The organism is Pontibaca salina, assembly GCF_016307205.1.
In the GTDB taxonomy this organism is placed as follows: domain Bacteria; phylum Pseudomonadota; class Alphaproteobacteria; order Rhodobacterales; family Rhodobacteraceae; genus Pontibaca; species Pontibaca salina.
In genome coordinates, this window is the sequence record NZ_JAEIJD010000002.1 from 107,923 (window position 1) to 127,384 (window position 19,462).

Below are 19,462 nucleotides of genomic sequence, written 5' to 3' on the forward strand. Positions count from 1 at the left end.
CCCTTATTATGGCAGAGCCTGCGGGGCGGGGAAAGGGACTGCGCGTGGCGCAGAATACGGCATGCCAGAGTGGCTGGCCCCTTAAGGGAGGTTGTGGCATATTTGCTCAATAAGAGGTTTTATATGATTTCACCCATTACATCGTCCACTGCTTCCGTAACTGACGTCAGACCCGTTGAGGAAGACGTTTCTGACACTGGCCGCCCCGGCAAGCCCATCCCCGAAGAGGTGCGACATGCCTTTGAAAGCAGCCGCTTTCCCTATTCCGAAAAAATGGGGCGGCGCGCCTATGAAGCCGAAAAAGCCCAGTTGCAGGCCGAGCTGCTGAAAGTACAGCATTGGGCCCATGAGACAGGGCAGAAATTCGTTCTGCTGTTTGAGGGGCGCGACGCTGCGGGTAAGGGCGGGACGATCAAACGGTTCAACGAACATCTGAACCCGCGAACGGCGCGTGTCGTTGCGTTGGATAAGCCCACCGACCGCGAACGCGGACAATGGTATTATCAGCGTTATATTCGCCATCTTCCGACTTCGGGAGAAATGGTGTTCTATGATCGCTCTTGGTACAATCGCGCCGGGGTCGAGCGGGTGATGGGGTTTTGCGAACCGCACGAGTATCTGGAGTTTATGCGCCAGACTCCCGAGCTTGAGCGGATGCTGGTGCGCGCGGGGATCCGGCTTTACAAATACTGGTTTTCGGTTTCACAGGCCGAACAACGACGCCGGTTCGACCGCCGTGCCACCGATCCGCTGAAACGTTGGAAGCTGTCGCCGATTGACAAGGCCTCTTTGGGCAAATGGGACAATTATACCGAAGCCAAAGAGGCGATGTTCTTTTACACTGACACCGCCGATGCGCCGTGGACCGTAATCAAGTCCGATGACAAGAAACGCGCGCGGCTGAATTGCATGCGGCATTTCCTGTACTCGCTGGATTATCCCGACCGGGATGACGCAGTCGTGCAGCCGCCCGATCCGTTGATCGTGGGGCAGGCGCATAATGTCATCCAGCGTGCCGAATATATGCCCGCGACAGCACCACAACCCGGCGACGGAACAGAGTAATTGGTCGGCCCTTTTCGGCCTGAGCGGGCGCGCAAGATAGGTCTGCACTTGCCGCAGGATTGCATTGGGCCTAAGGCGGTCCGATGGCAGCGGTAATGACATATCCGGGGCACGTGAAGGCGACGCTATTACTGGGGCTGCCGTTGGTCGGCGGCCATCTGGCGCAGTTCGCCATTGGGTTGACCGACACGGCAATGCTTGGCTGGTATGGCGTCGCGGAACTGGCGGCGGTGACCTTGGCCAGCGGAAGCTATTTTCTGGTCTTTTTTCTTTTAGGCTCGGGCTTTGCCTTCGCAGTGATGCCCCTGGTCGCCACGGCTGCCGCCACCGGTGATCAGGTCTCGATCCGACGCTGCACACGCATGGGATTGTGGCTGTCCGTGCTATTCGCGGCCTTGGCGATGCCGGTCATGTGGTGGTCCGAGCCGATCTTGCTGGCGCTGGGCCAGACCGAAGACGTGGCGGCGATGGTCGCGACATATTTGCGGATCGCGGGCTGGGGGCTGTTTCCGGCATTGCTCGTGATGGTGCTGAAATCATATCTCGCGGCATTGGAGCGCACACAGGCGGTATTGTGGATCACCGTGCTGGCAGCTTTGATCAACGCAGTGGTGAATTACGCGCTTATCTTCGGCAACTGGGGCGCGCCCGAACTGGGCATCAGAGGCGCGGCCATCGGCTCATTGGCGACCCACGGGGCGTCCCTGATTGCGGTGATCTTCTACGCCATTCGCGCCTTGCCGCATCACAATCTGTTCCAGCGGCTGTGGCACCCGGACTGGGAGATGTTCGCGCGGGTCTTTGTTCTGGGTCTTCCGATCGGCCTGACGGTGCTCAGCGAGGTCAGCATGTTTGCTGCCTCGTCGATGATGATGGGGTGGATTGGCACGGTTCCGCTGGCGGCGCATGGTATCGTCATCAGTATTTCGGGCGCTGCATTTATGGTCCATCTGGGGTTGAGCAACGCCGCGACGATCCGTGCCGGCAGTGCCTATGGGCGCGGTGACCGCGACCATATGCGACGCGGCGCGCTGGTGGTGACGGCGCTGTCACTTTGCGTTTCACTGGTTACTGTAGCGGTCTTTCTGACCGCTCCGGTGCCGCTTCTGTCGCTATTCATGGACAATGACGCCCCGGCGCGTCTCGATATTCTGGCCATTGGTGTCGGGTTCCTTGCTATCGCGGCGCTGTTTCAACTGGTTGATGGCGCACAGGCCGTCGCGATCGGTCTGTTGCGCGGCGTGCAAGATACCAGCGTACCGATGGCGGTGGCGGCGCTGTCCTATTGGGCGCTGGGGATTCCGACATCTTATCTACTGGGCTTTGTCTTTGGCTGGGGGGGTACCGGCGTCTGGTTGGGTTTGGTCATCGGGTTGGGGTGTGCTGGTTTGTTCCTGACCCTGCGGTTTTGGCGCAGAGGCTTGAATCGTATGGCAGTTATTTGCTGATAGAAATTTGGGTGGTGCTTTTTGTTCGCAATCGTCTAATCTCTTCGCGGATGCAGTAATTTGTTTGAATGCAGGGCACTAGCGCGATGATTGCCGCAGAGTCGAAGTACAGCCTGACATGGCGGGTCACCCCCGATTTATTGGGCATTCTAAACAATGAGGGGTATTTTGAAGCGACCAATCCGGCATGGCAGCGCGTGTTGGGATACCATCCTTCCGATATCCAGTCGCGTCGATTTTTCGAGTTCATCCACCCGGCGGATTTAGCGCGGACTCATAGCGCTTTTGACCAGATTCTTATCGGGAAACCGATTTTAGGGTTCGAAAACCGCTATCGCCACCGTAATGGAAGTTATCGCTATCTGTCTTGGAACGGCGTTCCCGAGGGCGATAAGTTTTTTTGCAGCGCCCGCGACATCACCGAGCAGAAAGCCAATGAAATCGCTCTGCGCAGTACCGAAGCCGAGGCCCGGTTCCGGGAACAGTTCATCGCCGTTTTGGGGCACGATCTGCGCAATCCCCTCGCCGCGATCTCGGCGGCCGGACGTATGATCGCGCGATCCGTTCAGGACCAAGACGTGAATGCCATGCTCGGAACAATTGACGGGTCGGTAGACCGGATGACCCGGATGATTGACGATGTGATGGATTTCACCCGTGCCCGTCTGGGCGGCGGTATCACCATTGAGCGCCGTCGCGATATCCCGCTGCGCCCGTCGCTTGAGCATGCGATAAACGAAATCCGGCTCAGCCATCCTCACATTCAGATCGAAGAGCGGATCAATTTTGATGATCCGGTTTATTGCGACCCCCAGCGCATTTGCCAGATGCTGTCCAACCTGCTGGCCAATGCCGTCGCACATGGATCACACGCGCATCCGGTAATTGTCGTCGCGAATGATGACGATGACCGCTTTATGCTTAGCGTCATTAACTCTGGCGACCCGATCCCGACCGAGGCCCGTGACAGCCTGTTCGAACCCTTTACCCGTGGGCTTGCAGGGGAAGGGGAAGGCGCCGATGGGTTGGGGCTAGGGCTGTTTATCACCGCGCAGATTGCCGAGGCGCATCACGGCCGGCTGAGCTTTCGCTCGGACAGGACCGCGACGGAGTTCACATTCGTGATGCAAAACTCATCATAAGGCGCCCGACGTCACATGATCGAGCGGACCCATCATCGATAGTGTTTGAGCACCGACAGATCTGCTGGTGGAACGAGAGCTTTCTTTATGTCAGATTGTTACAGAACGTCTGGATGCGCGCGCAGGCCGCTTCCAGCGCGGCGTCGGCGGTGGCATAGCTGATCCGGAAGTTGGGGCTGAGCCCAAAGGCCGCACCAAAGACAACAGCGACGCCGGTTTCGTCAAGCAGAGCGGTGGCGAAGGCCTCGTCATCTGTGATTTTCGTACCGCCCGCGCTGGTTCGCCCGATCAGACCGGCAATCGAGGGGTAGACATAGAACGCGCCTTCGGGCGTCGGACAGGTGATGCCCGTGATGGCATTCAGCCGTGACACCACCAGATCGCGGCGACGTTTGAACACGGCATTATTGGCGATGATGTGGTCTTGCGGGCCCTCCAGCGCCTCTACAGCGGCCCATTGGCTGATCGTGCAGGGGCAGGAGGTGCTTTGGCTCTGGATCTTGCGCATAGCGGCAATCAAGGGCTCGGGCCCGCCCGCGTAACCGATGCGCCAGCCGGTCATGGCGTGCGCTTTGGACACGCCGTTGATGGTGAGCGTGCGTTCGTACAGGGCTGGCTCAACCTGCGCCGGTGTGCAGAATTCGAAACCGTCATAGGCGAGGTGCTCATACATGTCATCGGTCATCACCCACACATGCGGATGGCGCATCAACACATCAGTCAGGGCTTTGAGTTCCTCCCATGAATAGCCCGCGCCACTGGGATTGCCCGGTGAATTGAAGATGATCCACTTGGTCCGCGGCGTGATCGCGGCCTCAAGTTGCTCGGCACTGAGTTTGAACCCGCTTTCCAAGGTTGTCGTGGCGATCACCGGAGTGCCGCCGGCCAGAAGCACCATATCGGGATAGCTGACCCAATAGGGCGCGGGAATTACGACCTCGTCGCCAGGATTCAGTGTGGCCATCAGCCCGTTGTAAAGGATCTGCTTGCCGCCGGTGCCGATGCTGATCTGTGCTTCGCTATAGTCCAGCTCATTCTCGCGCTGGAACTTGGCACTGATCGCGGATTTTAGCTCAGGCGTGCCGTCGGGGTCAGTATATTTCGTTTGGCCTGCGTCAATTGCCGCTTTGGCAGCAACCTTGATGTTGTCGGGAGTGTCAAAATCTGGCTCGCCCGCACTCAGCGCGATGACGTCGTGTCCGGCGGCTTTCATTTCGCGGGCGCGCGCACTAATCGCGATGGTCGGTGACGGTTTGACACGAGATAATGTCGCGGACAGAAATGACATGGACGATCCTGGTTTGAATAATTGCCTTGTCTGTCATAGGGTGCGATTTGTGCTCGATCAAGCCGTTGCGCAGCATGCAGGAGAAGCCATGAACGATCAGGAAAACAACTGGTTCGGAGCGGAGGCTGCAACCTTCGGCGACCGTGTAGCCGGTGCACGCGAAGCTGCGGGGATGAGCCAGTCACAGTTGGCGCGTCGACTGGGGGTCAAGAAAACGACGCTCATGGCATGGGAGCAGGATCTCTCTGAACCCCGCGCTAATCGTCTTTCGATGATGGCGGGGCTTTTGGATGTATCGATCATGTGGCTTTTGACAGGGGAGGGCGACGGAACACTCGACCCCATTGCGGTCGATGAAGCTGTGCTTGATTTTTCCGATGTGCTGACCGAATTGCGCGAAATCCGCACCAGCATGCGCGCCAATGCCGAACGCGCTGCCCGCCTTGAAAAAAAGCTGCACCGTCTGGTGCGGCAAGCAGCAGAATGACCAGCCCGGCCGAGGCCCGCCTCAAGCGGTTGAAAATGCGGTCGATGCGGCGTGGCATTCGTGAGATGGACCTGATCCTGACAGCCTATGCCGATCACAATCTTGCCAAAATGACCGATAGTGCGCTGAATGATTACGAAGCGCTGCTGCATGAAAACGATCATGACCTTTACCAATGGGTGACAGGACAGACTGACGCTCCCAAGCGCTATCAAAGCATGATCAAGGAAATTTCTGGCGTCTTTCAGGGCTGAGGCTGTTTTCTCTCACGGTTAACGGTTCGGGCTTATCGATCTTGGGTCGCCCGCTGCGCTGGCGCACGTGCAAACCGACACAAACATGAAGCCGAGATCGCGGGCGCTTTATTGCGATTGGTTGCCGCGGTGCTTGATCACCGGGTCGCCAGAGCGCCCCTTTTTCTCGGACCTTTAATACCCATTGAGCCTGGGAACGGCTCGAGGAACCTTCCGGCCGATCGACGCGTTGGGGGCTGAAACAGTTTTTCATTTTCCGAAGGAACGATCATGCCACGCCACTATCTCTCCACAACGTCACTGGCCCTTGTGCTGGGTGTCGGCCTGAGCGCGTCGGGCGCGGCGCAAGAGGGGCAAACGCCCTTTTGCGCACTCGATGAGGCTGAAAGGCAGTTCCCCTGTAAGGGCGCGAACAACGAGGTCGTTGAGAATAACGAAGCATTGCTGACTTTGGGCGGCGGTGTGCCGGCGCAACCGCATATCGACGCGGAAATCACGGCAAAGCAAGAAGCTGATTCGGATGGAGAACTGCAATCTGGTTCGGCCGCGGAAGAACAGGCGCAGCAGACCACGCCAGAGGTAGTCGACCCTGAAGCAGCGCAAGGTCAGCAAGACGCCACGGAACAGGCGGCAAGCGACGCACCAGCGGATCCAGAGGTGGATGTGCCGCCGGAGGCAGATGGCGAAGCCGAGGCGCTGTCTCAGGCGGTGGAGGAACTGGCACCGCAAGACACGGAATCTGGCGCGCTGACGGTCGTCGAGGGCAAGGCAGAACAAGCTGAGCCAGCCGAAGACCTAAGCGGAGAGCAATCCGATGCAGAGCCGGAAGGCGAGCCGGAAACGCAAGCCCAGCAGGAGGCTGGTGTGGAAGCCGATCTGGAGGCCCAACTGGAAGTCGAGGCCACCGACGCGCAGAGCGATGAGCAATCCGATGCAGAGCCGGAAGGCGAGCCGGAAACGCAAGCCCAGCAGGAGGCTGATGCGGAAGCCGATCTGGAGGCCCAACTGGAAGCCGAGGCCACCGACGCGCAGAGCGATGAGCAATCTAATGCAGAGCCGGAAGGCGAGCCGGAAACGCAACCCCAGCAGGAGGCTGGTGTGGAGGCCGATCTGGAGGCCCAACTGGAAGCCGAGGCCACAGACGCGCAGAGCGATGAGCAATCCGATGCGGAGCCGCAAGGCGAGTCGGAAACGCAAGCCCAGCAGGAGGCTGATGCGGAAGCCGATCTAAAAGCCCAATTGGAAGCGGAGGGTCAAAAACAGCAGGCCGCGACAGAAGCCGAATCCGACGGCGATACCCAATCTCAGGAGGCCGATAATCAGGCCGATGAGCGCGCTGAACAAGAAGCCCGTGCTGAGGCCGAGGAAGAAGCCGCGCGTGCCGAGCGCCGCGCGGAACGTCGCGCCGAGCGCCGCGCAGCGGCTGCAGCCGAAGAAGAAGTTGACGCGACTGAAACCCAAAAAGAGACAGTTGGCGAAGAGGATGTTCGCTCGTCGGATGAAGAGTTCGACACCAATGTTGCCGCCACCGGCGAAACCATCGACACCCCCGAGGCGGAAAAAGACGATGGGATGAGCAAGTTTGAAAAAGCATTGCTTTTGGGTCTGGGGGCCGCAGTGGTCGGTACGGTTCTCAGCAACGGCGATGAGGTCGTGTCAAATTCGGGCGACCGGGTTGTGGTGCGCCGTGATGGCGAACTGGCTGTGCTCAAGAATGATGACGCCCTGCTGCGCCGTCCGGGAAGCGAAATCGGTACGCAAACCTTTTCCGATGGTTCGAGCCGCACGACGGTTAGCAACCCTGATGGCAGCCGCATCGTGACGATCCGCGATGCCGACGGTTCGGTTTTACGCCGTTCGCGCATTCTGGCCAGCGGCGAGGAGTATTTATTGTTCGATGATACCAAGTCGGTCGCGCCCGTCTCGGTTGCGGAACTGCCTGAGATCGACACCCGCCGCACCGCTTTTGTTGCAACCCCCGGCGATGAGGCGGCTTTGAGCCGCGCGCTGGAGGCTGAGCTGCGCGGCAAGGTTGGGCGTAAGTTCTCGCTCGAGCAGGTGCGTTCGATCCGGCAGGTTCGCGAACTGGCCCCCCAGATCGAGGTCGACGCAATTACCTTTGCCACTGGCTCCGCCGCGATCTCGCCCGACAAGGCCCGTGAACTGGCAAATCTGGGTCGGGCAATCAGTGATCTCGTGCACCGTCAGCCCAATACGGTGATCTTGGTCGAAGGGCACACCGATGCGGTGGGGGACGATTCCTACAATCTGGCACTGTCGGATCGACGTGCCGAAACGGTTGCCTTGGCGCTGACCCAGTATTTCGATGTGCCACCGGAAAATATGGTCACCCAAGGCTTCGGCGAGCGTTATCTCAAGGTGCAGACACAAAAGGCCGAGCCGACGAACCGCCGTGCGGTGGTGCGCAACATCACGCGGCTCCTGCAGTAAATCCGGTCTGAACCGGGTCGCAATCCGGCCATGATAAAAAGAAAACGCCCCGGCGCTGACTGGCAGGCCGGGGCGATGGTGTTAGCTGTGAAAGCTACACTCAGCTTTTCTGCGGTAACGGGCCAATCAGCATGACCATCTGACGGCCTTCCATCTTGGGAAAGTTCTCGACCCGGCCCAGTTCCTTCGTGTCTTCAGCGACCCGTTCAAGAAGTTCGCGCCCCAAATTCTGGTGCGCCATCTCACGCCCGCGAAACCGCAGGGTGATCTTGACCTTATCACCGTCTTCCAGAAATCTGAACACGTTGCGCATCTTGACGTCATAGTCGCCCTTGTCCGTGTTCGGACGGAACTTGACCTCTTTGACGTCAATAACCTTTTGCTTTTTTCTCGCCTCGCTTTCGCGCTTTTGCTGTTCATATTTGAACTTGCCGTAATCCATGATCTTACACACGGGCGGCGTTGCGTTGGGCGAGATTTCAACGAGATCCAGACCGGCTTGTTCGGCCATTTCCATGGCGCGTTCTGGGGTCACGACGCCGACATTGTCACCATCCGCTCCAATCAGCCGGATTTCGGGGGCACGGATCTTGTCGTTGACGCGCGGGCCGGTATCACGGGTCGGCGGCGCGTTATGAGGTCTGCGGGCTATGGATTCGCTCCTTTGATCGTTTTAGTTACCTGAAGCGTAAACCTAACTTTGCCAGTTGTCGGGATCAAGCGGCATTATTGTTCCGGTAAAGCCTTGTACCAGAGGTTTTTCACACTTGGACTATCTGTAACATAGGTTATTAGACAAATGTGATGCACTGCAAGCCCGCATTGGGCGGGACCGAGTAAAGAGGAGTGATATCGTGAGAGGCATTTTAGTAGTTGTCCTGGCCGTGATCGTGGCTGGAGGCGGATATTACTGGTACACATCGCAGCAGGTGAGTGAGCCGGCGGTTATGGAAACCGAAACGGAGACGACGACCGAAACTGCGCCAGTAACCGAACCCGATGCGATAGACGAGCCTGCACCAAGCGAGGCCATCGACGATACGGCAGAGGCGACAGAAGATGACGCCGCCGCAGATATGCAGGACGAGGCAGCACAGGATGAAGTTGCCGATGATGCCGCAGAAGCGACAACCGACGCCGCCGACGTAGCTGCACAGGATGAGGCGGCAACAGACACCACGGATGCAGCTGAAACAGCCGATGAGCCGGTTGCGGGTGCCGATGCTGAAGACCTGACAGTTGATGGATTCGACTACGACAGCGTCATCACGGCGATTGATGACTCGGATCTGGGAGAGGTCCAGAAATCGACGCTTAAGGCAGCTGTCGAGCGCGCACGCGACAACCCAGAAGAGCTGAGCGAAGTTCTGACCAGCGTTCGCACCGCACTGGGCATGTAATAGCTCAAACAAAAAGGACCGCGAAATATCTCCGCGGTCCTTTTCAATTCAGGGCTTTGCGTTCAGTCGACGAACGCTTTTTCAACGACATATTCGCCGGGCTCCGAGTTCGCACCTTCGCGCAGGCCGAACTCTTCGAGAATCTCCTTGAGATCCTTGTTGAAGTCCAGACTGCCGCAGACCATGGCACGGTCAGCGTCGGGAGAGATCGTTTCGATGCCCAGATCGCGGAACACCGTGCCATCCTTTAACAGATCGGTAATCCGGCCCATCCGCGGACTCTCTTCCCGGGTTGTGGTGGGATAATAACGGATTTTGCCGTCGACCATCTCGCCGATCAGCGGGTCATTTTGCAGATCCTCGATCAATTGGCGACCATATTCCAGATCCGCGAGTCCGCGGCAGGTATGGGTAATGATGACCTCGTCGTAGTTTTCGTAGGTTTCGGGTTCGCGCAAGAGCGAAGCGAACGGTGCGAAACCGGTGCCGGTGGCAAAAAACCAGACGCGTTTGCCCGGCAGCAGCGCATCATGCACCAGCGTGCCTACCGGTTTGGTGCGCAGGATGATCTCGTCACCGGGCTGGATATGCTGAAGCCGGCTGGTCAGTGGGCCATCCTGAACCTTGATCGAATAGAATTCCAGTTCGTCGTCCCATGCCGGTGAGGCAATGGAATAGGCGCGCAACAAGGGTTTCCCGTTGTCGCCCAGCAGCCCGAGCATGACAAACTCGCCGGAACGAAAACGCAGCGATTGTGGTCGGGTCACGCGGAACGAGAACAGGCTGTCTGTCCAGTGCTTGACCGCGGTCACGGTCTGAGCGTCGGGCAGTGTAGCAACTTTGGCAGCGGTGGCTTGGGTCAATTGAGTCAACTTTGTCATGGTTTCTCCAGCCGACCGTGAGGCCGGCCCTTTCGGTGTTGCATTGATATATGTCAGGAAAACGCGGGATTTACCACCGGGCGCGACAATTCAGCCCCGCAGACGCGTTTGATAATCATTAGCGGCCCAATCTGCGCGTGCCAGCCATTGCTCTTCGGGCTGGCGGGCGGCAAGGGCGTCGTCAATTTCGACCTCGTCGAACCCGCACCGCCGGGCCATTGCGTATTGATCGGCCAAAACATGTCCACAGGCGCGCAGCCGTCCGGTATATCCGGCCAGCCGCAATTGGCGCGCGATGGAAAATCCGCGGCCATCGGCAAAGGCCGGGAACTGAACCCGGATCATGCGCAGATCGCCGAGGCGCGGCAGCAGCGGTTGCAAATCGGTGTCAGGGGCGAGATCAAGTGCCGTCGCCTTCGGTTCGTCGACGGTGGCGAAACCATCGGTCCAGTCGTCCCTGCCAAAGCCGATATCGGTGACGAGAATGGTCATGCTGTCTGTCCTTTCCGTGTGGCGCGGCCATCGATAAAATGGATGCCGCATTCGTCTTTTTCGCGCCCGCGCCAGCGTCCTGCGCGGGGGTCTTCGCCAGCGGCAACAGGTGAGGTGCAAGGCGCGCAACCGATCGAGGCATAGCCGCGCGCGACCAGCGGATGTCGGGGCAGGCGGTTTTCGTCAATATAGTCGCGCAAATCCTCGGTGGCCCAGTGAGCCAACGGGTTGATCTTGATGCGCCCGGTGCCGTCCTCGGGTTCAAAGAACTCCAGCGCCGCGCGTCCCGCGGACTGATAGCGTTTGCGCCCGGTGATCCAGCCATCGAACTTCGCAAGTGCTGCGTCAAGCGGTGCGGTCTTGCGCAGCGCACAGCAGGCATCGGGATTGGTGCGGTGCAGCGTACCGTCGGGATCCTGCCGCGCAATGTCGGCGGCGTGCAGGATCCTCAGGTTGGTCAGACCCAACCGCTCGGCCAGTTCATTCTGATACACCAGGGTTTCGGTAAACAGCATCTCGGTATCGATGAACAACACCGGGGTGGCCCGGTCGATCACCGCAGCCATATGCAGCAGCACCACCGATTCCGCCCCGAAGCTGGAGACCAGCGCAATGCGCTCCATGCCGCGCAACGCATGGGTCAACACGTCATGGGCGCTGTGATGGCGGAACCGATCATTCAGCGCGCCTATCCGGGCGGAGAGCGCGGTTGAATCCGGCCCTCCGGGGGGGATATTTTCAGCCAGAAGAAGCATGGGCGATCTACTCCGCTGCAATGGCGGTCTGTGGATAGAGCGCCGCCTTGAATGGGTCGGCACCAAGGCGGTGCAGGGTCTGCAAAAAGGTTTCCTCAGCGTCGCTGCGCAGGTCGAGATAGGCATGGACCAGCCGTTCAATCGCGGGCACGATTTCGTCATGGGCGAAGCCGCGCCCGGTCCGCGCCCCGATCGTGGTGTTTTCGCTGCCGTCACCGCCGAGCGTGATCTGGTAGTTCTCGACGCCTGCGCGGTCCAGTCCGAGGATGCCGATATGGCCCACATGATGATGGCCGCAGGCGTTGATGCAGCCCGAGATGCGGATCTTGAGCGCGCCGATATCATGTTCCAGCTTCAGCGCGTCCACCCGTTCGGCGATCTGCTGGGCGACCGGGATCGACCGCGCTGTGGCCAAAGAGCAGTAATCCATGCCGGGGCAGGCGACGATATCCGAAGCCAGCCCGATATTGGCGGTGCCCAGCCCTGCGAGCTTCAGTGCCGCGTGCAGCGCGGGCAGGTCGGATTTGTGCACATGGGGCAGGATCACGTTTTGCTCGGGGCTGACCCGCAGCTCGCTGTGGGCATAGCGCTCGGCCAGATCGGCCAGCAGGCGCATTTGGTCCGCACTGACATCGCCGGGCGTTGCACCATGCGCCTTGAGGCTGATCGTGACAATGGCGTGATCCGGGTCGCGATGCGCCGCGAGGTTGGTATCGCTCCACGAGCGAAAAACCGGATCCGAGTCATAAGCCTGCGTGAAGGGGTCAGTGGGGGCCGATTTGAGCACCGGCTGGGCGAAGCGCGCCGCGACCAGTTCAAGCTGCCGGGCGACGATATCGGGCGCATAGGTGGCGCGCCGCTGCGGGAACTCTTCTTCGACCAGTTCGCGAATGCGCGCGATGCCGTGTTCCTGCACCAGGATCTTGATGCGCGCCTTCCACTTGTTGTCGCGCCGCCCGAGACGATTATAGACCGTCAGGATCGATTCCAGATAGGGCAACAGGTCGTCGAGCGGCAGGAAATCGCGGATCTCCTGCGCAACCAGCGGTGTGCGCCCGAGCCCGCCGCCGACAAAAACCTGCACGCCCCGGGCCCCGTCGCGTTCGACCACGCGCAGCCCGATATCGTTCGTGCGGATCACGGCGCGATCATGCGGGCTGCCGGTGACGGCGATCTTGAATTTGCGCCCGAGGAATTGGAATTCGGGATGGTCGGTGGACCATTGGCGGATCAGTTCGGCCAGGTGGCGGGGGTCAGCGACTTCATCCGCCGCGGCCCCGGCAAACGGATCGGCGGTGACGTTGCGAATGGTATTGCCGCTGGTCTGCACTGCATGCATTCCGGCCGAGGCCAAAGCATCCATGATGTCTGGCACGTCACGCAGTGCCGGCCAGTTGAACTGCATGTTCTGGCGCGTGGTGAAGTGGCCATAGCCCTTGTCCCACCGCTCGGAGATCTCGGCCAGCTTGCGGATTTGCTTGGAACTGAGCGTGCCATAGGGGACCGCGACGCGCAGCATATAGGCGTGCAGTTGCAGGTAGAGCCCGTTCATCAGGCGCAGTGGTCGGAATTCTTCTTCGCTGAGCGAGCCATCCAGGCGGCGCGCGACCTGAGCGCGAAACTGGGTGTTGCGCTGGGTCAGAAAGGCGTGGTCGAACTCGGTATATTCATACATGGCTGGTGCGCTCCTGTTTACCGTGGTTGTGGTTTGAGGGGCCGCTGGCGCGAAACGCTTCGCGGAAATGAGCCGGGAGGGGGCCATCGGGGCCTTCGTTGACATCGGCGAGATAGGCGCCGACCAGACGGGTGTGCTGTCGTTCGGCATGGAGCAGGCGCAGTTGCGCGTCGGCCTCATCGGTCAGGATCTCGGCCTTTGCCAAATCGCGGGTCCAACCATCGTCAACGGTCTGATAGATCACGTCTCCGATGAGCAGGTCATTGGCGGTAACCACTTTCGGGGTAAAGGGTCGGGACATCAGGCGAATTCCTTTCGGGTGTGGGACAGGGCCGCTGCGCGTGGCGGCAGGCCGAGCCAGATCAATGCAGGACCGTCCAGATCAGCGGCGGCGAGAATGGCGGGCAGGGTGGCCAGCGTAACGGCCAGAACGCGCTGGTCCGGGCGCGAGGCGTTTTCGATCACGCTGACCGGGGTCGCCGGATCGGCGCCATGCATCAGCAAACGGCCCTGCACGAAGCGCGCGGCCGATTTGCCCATATAGATTGCGGCAACGCTGCCGGGACGGGCCAGCGCGGCCCAGTCGTGATCGGCAAAGCCTTTTACGTCGTGACCGGTCAGATAGCGGACCGAGGAATTTCGGCCCCGGCTGGTCTGGCTCTGGCCCAGAGCGGCGGCGGCGGCGGCGGCCGAGGTGATACCGGGCAGAATGCGCCATGGAATATTGGCCGCGTCGCAGGCGGCAACTTCTTCATCCAGGCGCGCGAATAATGTGGTGTCGCCGGCTTTGAGCCGCACCACCCGTGCGCCTTGCGTCGCATGATGGACAATCAGGTCATTGATGCGTTCCTGCGGGGTAGAGGGGCCGAATCCGGCCTTTCCCACGTCAATCAGTTGCGCATCAGGTCCGGCCAGAGCGAGGATTGCCTGCGGTATCAGGCGGTCGTGCAGGATGATCCCGGCACCTTGCAGGGCACGTAATGCGCCGACGGTCAGCAGATCTGGATCACCGGGGCCTGCTCCGACAAATTCGACCGTCTCAAAAGGGGTGGTATTGGGCATGGCACAGATTCTCCGCGTTTGACTTGCCGCAGACTATAGGAAATATTCCCAAATCTATGCCATACGGCAGAGGAAATAAGGATGTTTGTTCCGAACAGCCCGCTGAGGAGGCCGTTTGGACCTTTAGGATAGAGGAAACAGGAATGACGGTGCGGATCGATGATGTAGACAGGAAAATCCTGTCAGAGCTGCAGCGCGATGCCAGCCAATCGCTGGACGAAATTGCCCGAAAAGTGGGCAGTTCAAAGACCCCGGTTTGGAATCGCATCCGCAAATTGCGTCAAGGTGGCGTGATCGGTCGGCAAACCGTGATACTGGATGCCGAGTCGCTGGGTTTCGAAGCGTGCTTTTTCGTGCTGATCCGCACCTCGGAACATGATGCGGTCTGGCAAGCGTCATTCCTTGAGGCATTGCAGAACCGCCCCGAGGTTCAGGAAGCGCACCGCCTCGCCGGCGATATCGACTATATCCTGAAGGTGCGGGTGAAAAATGCGCGTGCTTATGACGTATTTTATCAGGCGCTGATATCCGAGGTGCGGGTGCACAACGTCACGGCGTTGTTGTCGATGGAAGAGATAAAATCGACCACGATGCTGCCGCTGGAGGATTAATCGCTCGCCTCAAGCGCTGCGATGATGGGGGAGAACTCGGCCGCTTTCAGGCTGGCCCCGCCGACCAGCGCGCCATCGACATCTGGCACGGCAAAAATTTCGGCGGCATTTTCGGGTTTGACCGACCCACCGTATAGCAGGCGCACAGCGTCGCTGATATCTGCACCGAAACGCTCTTTTAGTCGGGCGCGGAGGAAGCCGTGTACCTCACCGATCTGGGCGGGTTCGGGAATGCGGCCGCTGCCGATGGCCCAGATCGGCTCGTAGGCGATCACGAGATTCTCGCCGGTCACGGCATCGGGAACCGACCCGGAAAGCTGTCCGGCGATGATGTCTAGCGTTGCTGAGGCGTCGCGCTGGGCGAGAGTTTCGCCAAGGCAAATGATCGCGGTCAGCCCTACGTTTAAGGCAGCTTGGGCCTTGGCACACACGGCGGCGTCACTTTCGCCGTGGTCCTGGCGGCGCTCGGAATGGCCAAGGATCACGTGGCGCGCCCCCGCATCCAGGATCATTTCGGCGCTTATGTCGCCGGTGTGTGCGCCGGACGCTTCAGCGTGGCAATCCTGTGCCCCGACATTGATGGCGTTGTCCGCACTTATCTGAACTGCACGGTGCAGCAGGGTGGCCGGCGGGCAGATCAGGATATCACAGGCGGGGTCCGGATGGGCACGTGCCAAATCTGCCAGTTCGGACAATGCCTGCCCGGTGCCGTTCATCTTCCAGTTGCCAGCCGCCAATTTCCGCCGCATGTTCTGCCCCTTGTCCTGCTCAAACCGATGCCGCGTCTAGCACCGCCCGTAGGGGCAGGCAATCTCCGGCGGGAGAAGCTCAGCCCTCCGTGGTTCCCGCGCTGTCGAATTTGATTGATTCACCGCAGCCACAGGCCTCGGAGACATTGGGGTTGTTGAACTTGAAGCCGGATTCCAGAAGGCCGGTTTCGTAATCGATTTCAGTGCCGAACAGGAACATCTGCGCCATTGGCGCGATCATGACGCGGGCACCTTCCTGCTCGACGACCTCGTCGTTGGGGTCGGCCTGATCAACATATTCCATCGTGTACTCCATCCCGGCACAGCCGCCTTTTTTGACGCCGATGCGCAGGCCGGCACGACCGTCCTTCTCCATCAAGCGAGTGATCTGGCGGATTGCAGTGGGAGTAATGGTGATCGGCGGTTTTCCGGGAATGGCGAACATGAATATTGCTCCTTCTCTTGACCTTTAACCTAAGTTGCAGCGTCAGGTTCCTCAAGGCCCAGCCCTTAGATACCGCTTCCGCTCAGGGAGTTGGGGGCCAATAATTCCAGAGGGGGTAGCCACGTTAGAAGCGCACGGGTGGCCAGCGCCGCCAGAATTGCCCAGCCAAAGGACGCCAGCGTCCCGATGATAACATATTCGGCGGTACGCTGGTCGTGCGAGGCGGTGCCAAAGCGCAAAATGGATTTGGCGGCGATCAAAAAACCGACCCCCAAGGCAAGATCAGTCAGGAGCAGCGCAAATATCAAACCGCGTTCGAGAACGCCGATCTGCCGACCACCCTGCCGTAGTCCGTTATTGCGAATGCGCACCCCATGCGGGTACATCAGCAGCCCGACGGCATATTGTCCGGCAATCAGTGTGACGGTCAGACCGGTGGCAAGCGCCATCAAAGGCAGAATTTCGGGCCATGCGGCCCACCATCCTGATTGCCACAGGCCGGGTGCCCATGCGGCGATGGCCATCAGTGTGACCAGATGCGCTGTTTGGTCCATGAGGAACCCGGAAAGCCCGCCAAATCTGCCCGAGGTCTTGGCAATATCTATCGCGATATGGGTCAGCGCCAGCACCAACAGCTCCGGCGCATCGACCCGCCCCAGCGCCGCTTGCGCGGTGATCAACACAATCACACCGTGCAGCAGCATGACCGATGGGCGGGCCTTATTGGCGTGTATCCAGTTCGTCTGGAACAGGAAATCGGCCAGCACATGGGCAAACAGCAAGGCGGTGAAGGTTTCGATCATCGGCCCCGTCCACCCCCGCAGGTGAAAATGCTTGCTTTTAGGGATGGAAGGTAAATCACGTTGCGCACCCCTTTGCTTCGATCATTCTCAGAGCATCGTCGATGGCGGGAAAGCCCGCGCCCCAGAGTGCTTGGTTAACGGCCTGACGGGTAATGCCCAAATGCTTGGCGGCATCGGCACGGATGCGGTCGCGGGGCCACAGCATCAGGCGCACGGCGCGGGCCTGTGCGGGGGTCCAGCCGCTGCTGATATGGTCGGCCAAGCGCACTGCAGCGGCCAAATCGCCCTTGGCCGCATGGGCCATAGCGACATGCGCGGGCAGCGTGGCAAGCAAACGACCGGAAGCGATGAAGGCGGGGCCGTGTCCGGAATTCGGGTTGCGATCAGCGGGCAGGGTGCCCAAGCCCTCGGCAATGGCAATCCTTGTGGAGCGGGATTTACCCAGTTCACGCAGGGCGGCCCGTAAAAACAGCGCCGCGCGCAACGACAGTGCCGGTACGGCGATGGCGCACTGCCACCCGTCGCCACCGCGTCGGGCGAAGCCGGTTACAATGCCGCCGCCCCAACCTGCGATGTCGCGCGACGCATTCTCCAAGGCTTGCAGCGCGTCATTCAGTTGCGTGAGGTCGAGACTCGTTGAGTCGATCAGGTCGCCGGTAAGGACTGCGAATGGCTCTGGCATGGCTTTCCTGGAAACTTGAGGAAAGTATATCCGCCTTCTTTTTAGAAAAGCAAGTTATTTTACTTGCTTACATGAATCCCAGTTCCAGCCGGGCTTCGTCGCTCATCATGTCCATGCCCCAAGGCGGCTCCCAGGTCAGGTCCACATCAACCTGTTTGACCCCGGCAATCGGCTCGACGGCGTCGGCCACCCAGCCGGGCATCTCGCCCGCGACAGGACACCCCGGCGCGGTCAGTGACATGGTGACATGCACTTCGTTTTCCGGTGAAATATCAATCGTGTAAATCAGGCCTAAATCATAGATATTAACCGGTATTTCCGGATCATAAACCGATCGACACGCCTCTACGATCTGTTCGTAAAGCGGATGGTCGGTGGTTGATGGCGCGATCAAAGGCGCGCCCTCTAGCGGTTCGGTTGCGTGGGTCATACCTGCCTCGCGTTTGTTTCCTGATTGATTATATAGGATTTAAACGCGCCGCCGTAAAGTGCCGTGCCGGCGCCTAAGTGTCGCGCACCAGCAAGGCTTGGCATGCGGTGCGATTTGGCGCAAAAGGCAGCAAAGAGGCAGCGGGGGCCGATTATGGCGAGTCACGTAACATTCGATCTGCATGCGCGCGACGGCAAGGCGCGGGCAGGCGCCATTCAGACGACGCGCGGCAGGATCCGGACGCCCGCCTTCATGCCGGTGGGCACCGCCGCGACGGTCAAGGCGATGCTGCCTGAAAGCGTCGCCGCCACGGGTGCCGATGTCTTGCTGGGCAATACCTACCATTTGATGCTGCGCCCCGGTGCCGAACGCATCGCGGCGCTGGGCGGGCTGCACCGGTTCATGAACTGGGAAAAGCCGATCCTGACCGATTCGGGTGGCTTTCAGGTGATGAGCCTGGCGGGTTTGCGCAAACTGACTGAGCGCGGGGTCACGTTTCGGTCGCATATCGACGGCTCGAAACATGATCTGACACCTGAGCGCAGCATTGAGATCCAACAGCTTTTGGGGGCCGACATCGTAATGTGTTTCGATGAATGCCCAGCTCTGCCGGCAACTGATGCGGCGGTGGCGGAAAGTATGCGGCTGTCAATGCGATGGGCCAAGCGGTCACGCGAGGCGTTTGGGGACCGACCAGGTCACGCCCTGTTTGGCATCCAGCAGGGCGGGGTGACCGAAGAGTTGCGCGGCGAAAGCGCCGAAGCGTTGAGGGAGATCGGCTTTGACGGCTATGCGATCGGCGGTCTGGCTGTGGGTGAGGGGCAGGAGGCGATGTTTGGCGTGCTGGAATACGCGCCTGACATGCTGCCCCGGAACAAACCCCGCTATTTGATGGGCGTCGGCAAGCCCGATGATATCGTCGGCGCGGTGGCACGGGGCATCGACATGATGGATTGTGTGTTGCCGTCCCGCTCGGGGCGGACGGGGCAGGTGTTCACGCGCCATGGCGTGCTGAACATAAAGAACGCCCGCCATCAGGACGACCCGCGCCCGCTGGATGAGGCATGTGGCTGCCCGGCCTGCCGCAACTATTCACGTGCCTATCTGCATCATGTCTTTCGCAGTCAGGAGATCATTAGCTCGATGCTGCTGACTTGGCATAATCTGCACTATTACCAGCAGATCATGGCCGAAATGCGCGACGCGATCACGGCCGGGCAATTTGCTGATTGGCAGAGTGCCTTCCATCGCCAGCGCGAACAGGGCGATATCGAGCCTTTGTAAGGGGCTATGCCGGGTATTTCGCGCCGGCGGCGCGAAGCCTCCGGCGGGGATATTTCGG

At 59.9% G+C, this 19,462-nt stretch carries 22 protein-coding genes; 9 read left to right on the forward strand and 13 right to left on the reverse strand.

Annotated elements, in window-relative coordinates; all coding sequences use genetic code 11:
* The first annotated feature begins 123 nt into the window (after positions 1 to 123).
* The 3 genes from ppk2 to JAO82_RS03240 all read left to right on the forward strand — a co-directional run bounded on the left by ppk2 (position 124) and on the right by JAO82_RS03240 (position 3,655).
* The gene (gene ppk2, locus JAO82_RS03230; RefSeq protein ID WP_198684911.1) at positions 124 to 1,065 is read left to right on the forward strand and encodes a polyphosphate kinase 2; all 942 of its coding nucleotides are present in this window, start codon (positions 124 to 126) and stop codon (positions 1,063 to 1,065) included.
* A 95-nt stretch (positions 1,066 to 1,160) separates the two neighbouring features.
* Positions 1,161 to 2,513, forward strand: a complete 1,353-nt coding sequence (locus JAO82_RS03235; protein ID WP_198684912.1) for an MATE family efflux transporter — start codon at positions 1,161 to 1,163, stop codon at positions 2,511 to 2,513.
* A gap of 68 nt (positions 2,514 to 2,581) precedes the next feature.
* Positions 2,582 to 3,655, forward strand: a complete 1,074-nt coding sequence (locus JAO82_RS03240) for a PAS domain-containing sensor histidine kinase (protein ID WP_232897206.1) — start codon at positions 2,582 to 2,584, stop codon at positions 3,653 to 3,655.
* Between the two features lie 85 nt (positions 3,656 to 3,740).
* Here JAO82_RS03240 and JAO82_RS03245 read toward each other — a convergent pair whose 3' ends face one another.
* Complete coding sequence (locus JAO82_RS03245) at positions 3,741 to 4,943, reverse strand: pyridoxal phosphate-dependent aminotransferase (protein WP_198684913.1); 1,203 nt, start codon at positions 4,941 to 4,943, stop codon at positions 3,741 to 3,743.
* Between the two features lie 88 nt (positions 4,944 to 5,031).
* On the opposite strand from JAO82_RS03245, the gene JAO82_RS03250 reads away from it, so the two are divergent.
* The 3 genes from JAO82_RS03250 (at position 5,032) to JAO82_RS03260 (ending at position 8,135) form a co-directional block, all read left to right on the forward strand.
* Positions 5,032 to 5,430: a helix-turn-helix domain-containing protein gene (locus JAO82_RS03250; RefSeq protein WP_198684914.1), complete on the forward strand. Its 399-nt coding sequence runs from the start codon at positions 5,032 to 5,034 to the stop codon at positions 5,428 to 5,430.
* Positions 5,427 to 5,684, forward strand: coding sequence for a succinate dehydrogenase assembly factor 2 (locus JAO82_RS03255; protein WP_198684915.1), 258 nt, complete (start codon positions 5,427 to 5,429; stop codon positions 5,682 to 5,684). Before JAO82_RS03250 ends, JAO82_RS03255 begins: the two co-directional genes overlap by 4 nt.
* 270 nt (positions 5,685 to 5,954) lie before the next feature.
* Positions 5,955 to 8,135, forward strand: a complete 2,181-nt coding sequence (locus tag JAO82_RS03260; protein ID WP_198684916.1) for an OmpA family protein — start codon at positions 5,955 to 5,957, stop codon at positions 8,133 to 8,135.
* Between the two features lie 100 nt (positions 8,136 to 8,235).
* On the opposite strand, the gene infC is transcribed toward JAO82_RS03260, so the two are convergent.
* The gene (gene infC / locus JAO82_RS03265) at positions 8,236 to 8,787 is read right to left on the reverse strand and encodes a translation initiation factor IF-3 (protein ID WP_198685220.1); all 552 of its coding nucleotides are present in this window, start codon (positions 8,785 to 8,787) and stop codon (positions 8,236 to 8,238) included.
* A 202-nt stretch (positions 8,788 to 8,989) separates the two neighbouring features.
* Between infC and JAO82_RS03270 the strand changes: the two genes are divergently transcribed.
* Complete coding sequence (locus JAO82_RS03270; RefSeq protein ID WP_198684917.1) at positions 8,990 to 9,535, forward strand: hypothetical protein; 546 nt, start codon at positions 8,990 to 8,992, stop codon at positions 9,533 to 9,535.
* Positions 9,536 to 9,597: 62 nt separating this feature from the next.
* On the opposite strand, the gene JAO82_RS03275 is transcribed toward JAO82_RS03270, so the two are convergent.
* The 6 genes from JAO82_RS03275 to cobA all read right to left on the reverse strand — a co-directional run bounded on the left by JAO82_RS03275 (position 9,598) and on the right by cobA (position 14,400).
* The gene (locus JAO82_RS03275) at positions 9,598 to 10,416 is read right to left on the reverse strand and encodes a ferredoxin--NADP reductase (protein WP_198684918.1); all 819 of its coding nucleotides are present in this window, start codon (positions 10,414 to 10,416) and stop codon (positions 9,598 to 9,600) included.
* Between the two features lie 90 nt (positions 10,417 to 10,506).
* On the reverse strand, positions 10,507 to 10,908 hold the full coding sequence (locus JAO82_RS03280; RefSeq protein ID WP_198684919.1) for a DUF934 domain-containing protein: 402 nt from the start codon (positions 10,906 to 10,908) through the stop codon (positions 10,507 to 10,509).
* Entirely contained in the window at positions 10,905 to 11,663 is a 759-nt protein-coding gene (locus JAO82_RS03285) for a phosphoadenylyl-sulfate reductase (protein WP_198684920.1), read from the reverse strand. Before JAO82_RS03285 ends, JAO82_RS03280 begins: the two co-directional genes overlap by 4 nt.
* 7 nt (positions 11,664 to 11,670) lie before the next feature.
* A complete protein-coding gene (locus JAO82_RS03290) occupies positions 11,671 to 13,338 on the reverse strand; it encodes a nitrite/sulfite reductase (RefSeq protein ID WP_198684921.1) in 1,668 nt (555 codons plus the stop codon).
* A complete protein-coding gene (locus JAO82_RS03295; RefSeq protein WP_198684922.1) occupies positions 13,331 to 13,639 on the reverse strand; it encodes a DUF2849 domain-containing protein in 309 nt (102 codons plus the stop codon). Before JAO82_RS03295 ends, JAO82_RS03290 begins: the two co-directional genes overlap by 8 nt.
* Positions 13,639 to 14,400, reverse strand: a complete 762-nt coding sequence (cobA, locus tag JAO82_RS03300) for a uroporphyrinogen-III C-methyltransferase (RefSeq protein WP_198684923.1) — start codon at positions 14,398 to 14,400, stop codon at positions 13,639 to 13,641. The genes JAO82_RS03295 and cobA overlap by 1 nt, the downstream gene beginning before the upstream one ends.
* Before the next feature lie 143 nt (positions 14,401 to 14,543).
* On the opposite strand from cobA, the gene JAO82_RS03305 reads away from it, so the two are divergent.
* A complete protein-coding gene (locus JAO82_RS03305) occupies positions 14,544 to 15,011 on the forward strand; it encodes an Lrp/AsnC family transcriptional regulator (RefSeq protein ID WP_198684924.1) in 468 nt (155 codons plus the stop codon).
* Here JAO82_RS03305 and tpiA read toward each other — a convergent pair.
* From tpiA to JAO82_RS03330, 5 genes are all read right to left on the reverse strand, one after another.
* Positions 15,008 to 15,760, reverse strand: coding sequence for a triose-phosphate isomerase (gene tpiA / locus JAO82_RS03310; protein WP_198684925.1), 753 nt, complete (start codon positions 15,758 to 15,760; stop codon positions 15,008 to 15,010). The two genes, JAO82_RS03305 and tpiA, sit on opposite strands and share 4 nt — an antisense overlap.
* A gap of 79 nt (positions 15,761 to 15,839) precedes the next feature.
* Positions 15,840 to 16,205, reverse strand: a complete 366-nt coding sequence (locus tag JAO82_RS03315) for a HesB/IscA family protein (RefSeq protein WP_198684926.1) — start codon at positions 16,203 to 16,205, stop codon at positions 15,840 to 15,842.
* A 65-nt stretch (positions 16,206 to 16,270) separates the two neighbouring features.
* Positions 16,271 to 17,008, reverse strand: a complete 738-nt coding sequence (locus JAO82_RS03320; RefSeq protein ID WP_198684927.1) for a DUF3307 domain-containing protein — start codon at positions 17,006 to 17,008, stop codon at positions 16,271 to 16,273.
* Between the two features lie 55 nt (positions 17,009 to 17,063).
* A complete protein-coding gene (locus JAO82_RS03325) occupies positions 17,064 to 17,690 on the reverse strand; it encodes a MarR family transcriptional regulator (RefSeq protein ID WP_198684928.1) in 627 nt (208 codons plus the stop codon).
* A gap of 67 nt (positions 17,691 to 17,757) precedes the next feature.
* The gene (locus JAO82_RS03330; RefSeq protein ID WP_198684929.1) at positions 17,758 to 18,120 is read right to left on the reverse strand and encodes an SUF system Fe-S cluster assembly protein; all 363 of its coding nucleotides are present in this window, start codon (positions 18,118 to 18,120) and stop codon (positions 17,758 to 17,760) included.
* Positions 18,121 to 18,273: 153 nt separating this feature from the next.
* Here JAO82_RS03330 and tgt point away from each other — a divergent pair, with 153 nt between their 5' ends.
* On the forward strand, positions 18,274 to 19,404 hold the full coding sequence (gene tgt, locus JAO82_RS03335) for a tRNA guanosine(34) transglycosylase Tgt (RefSeq protein WP_198684930.1): 1,131 nt from the start codon (positions 18,274 to 18,276) through the stop codon (positions 19,402 to 19,404).
* Positions 19,405 to 19,462: the final 58 nt, after the last annotated feature.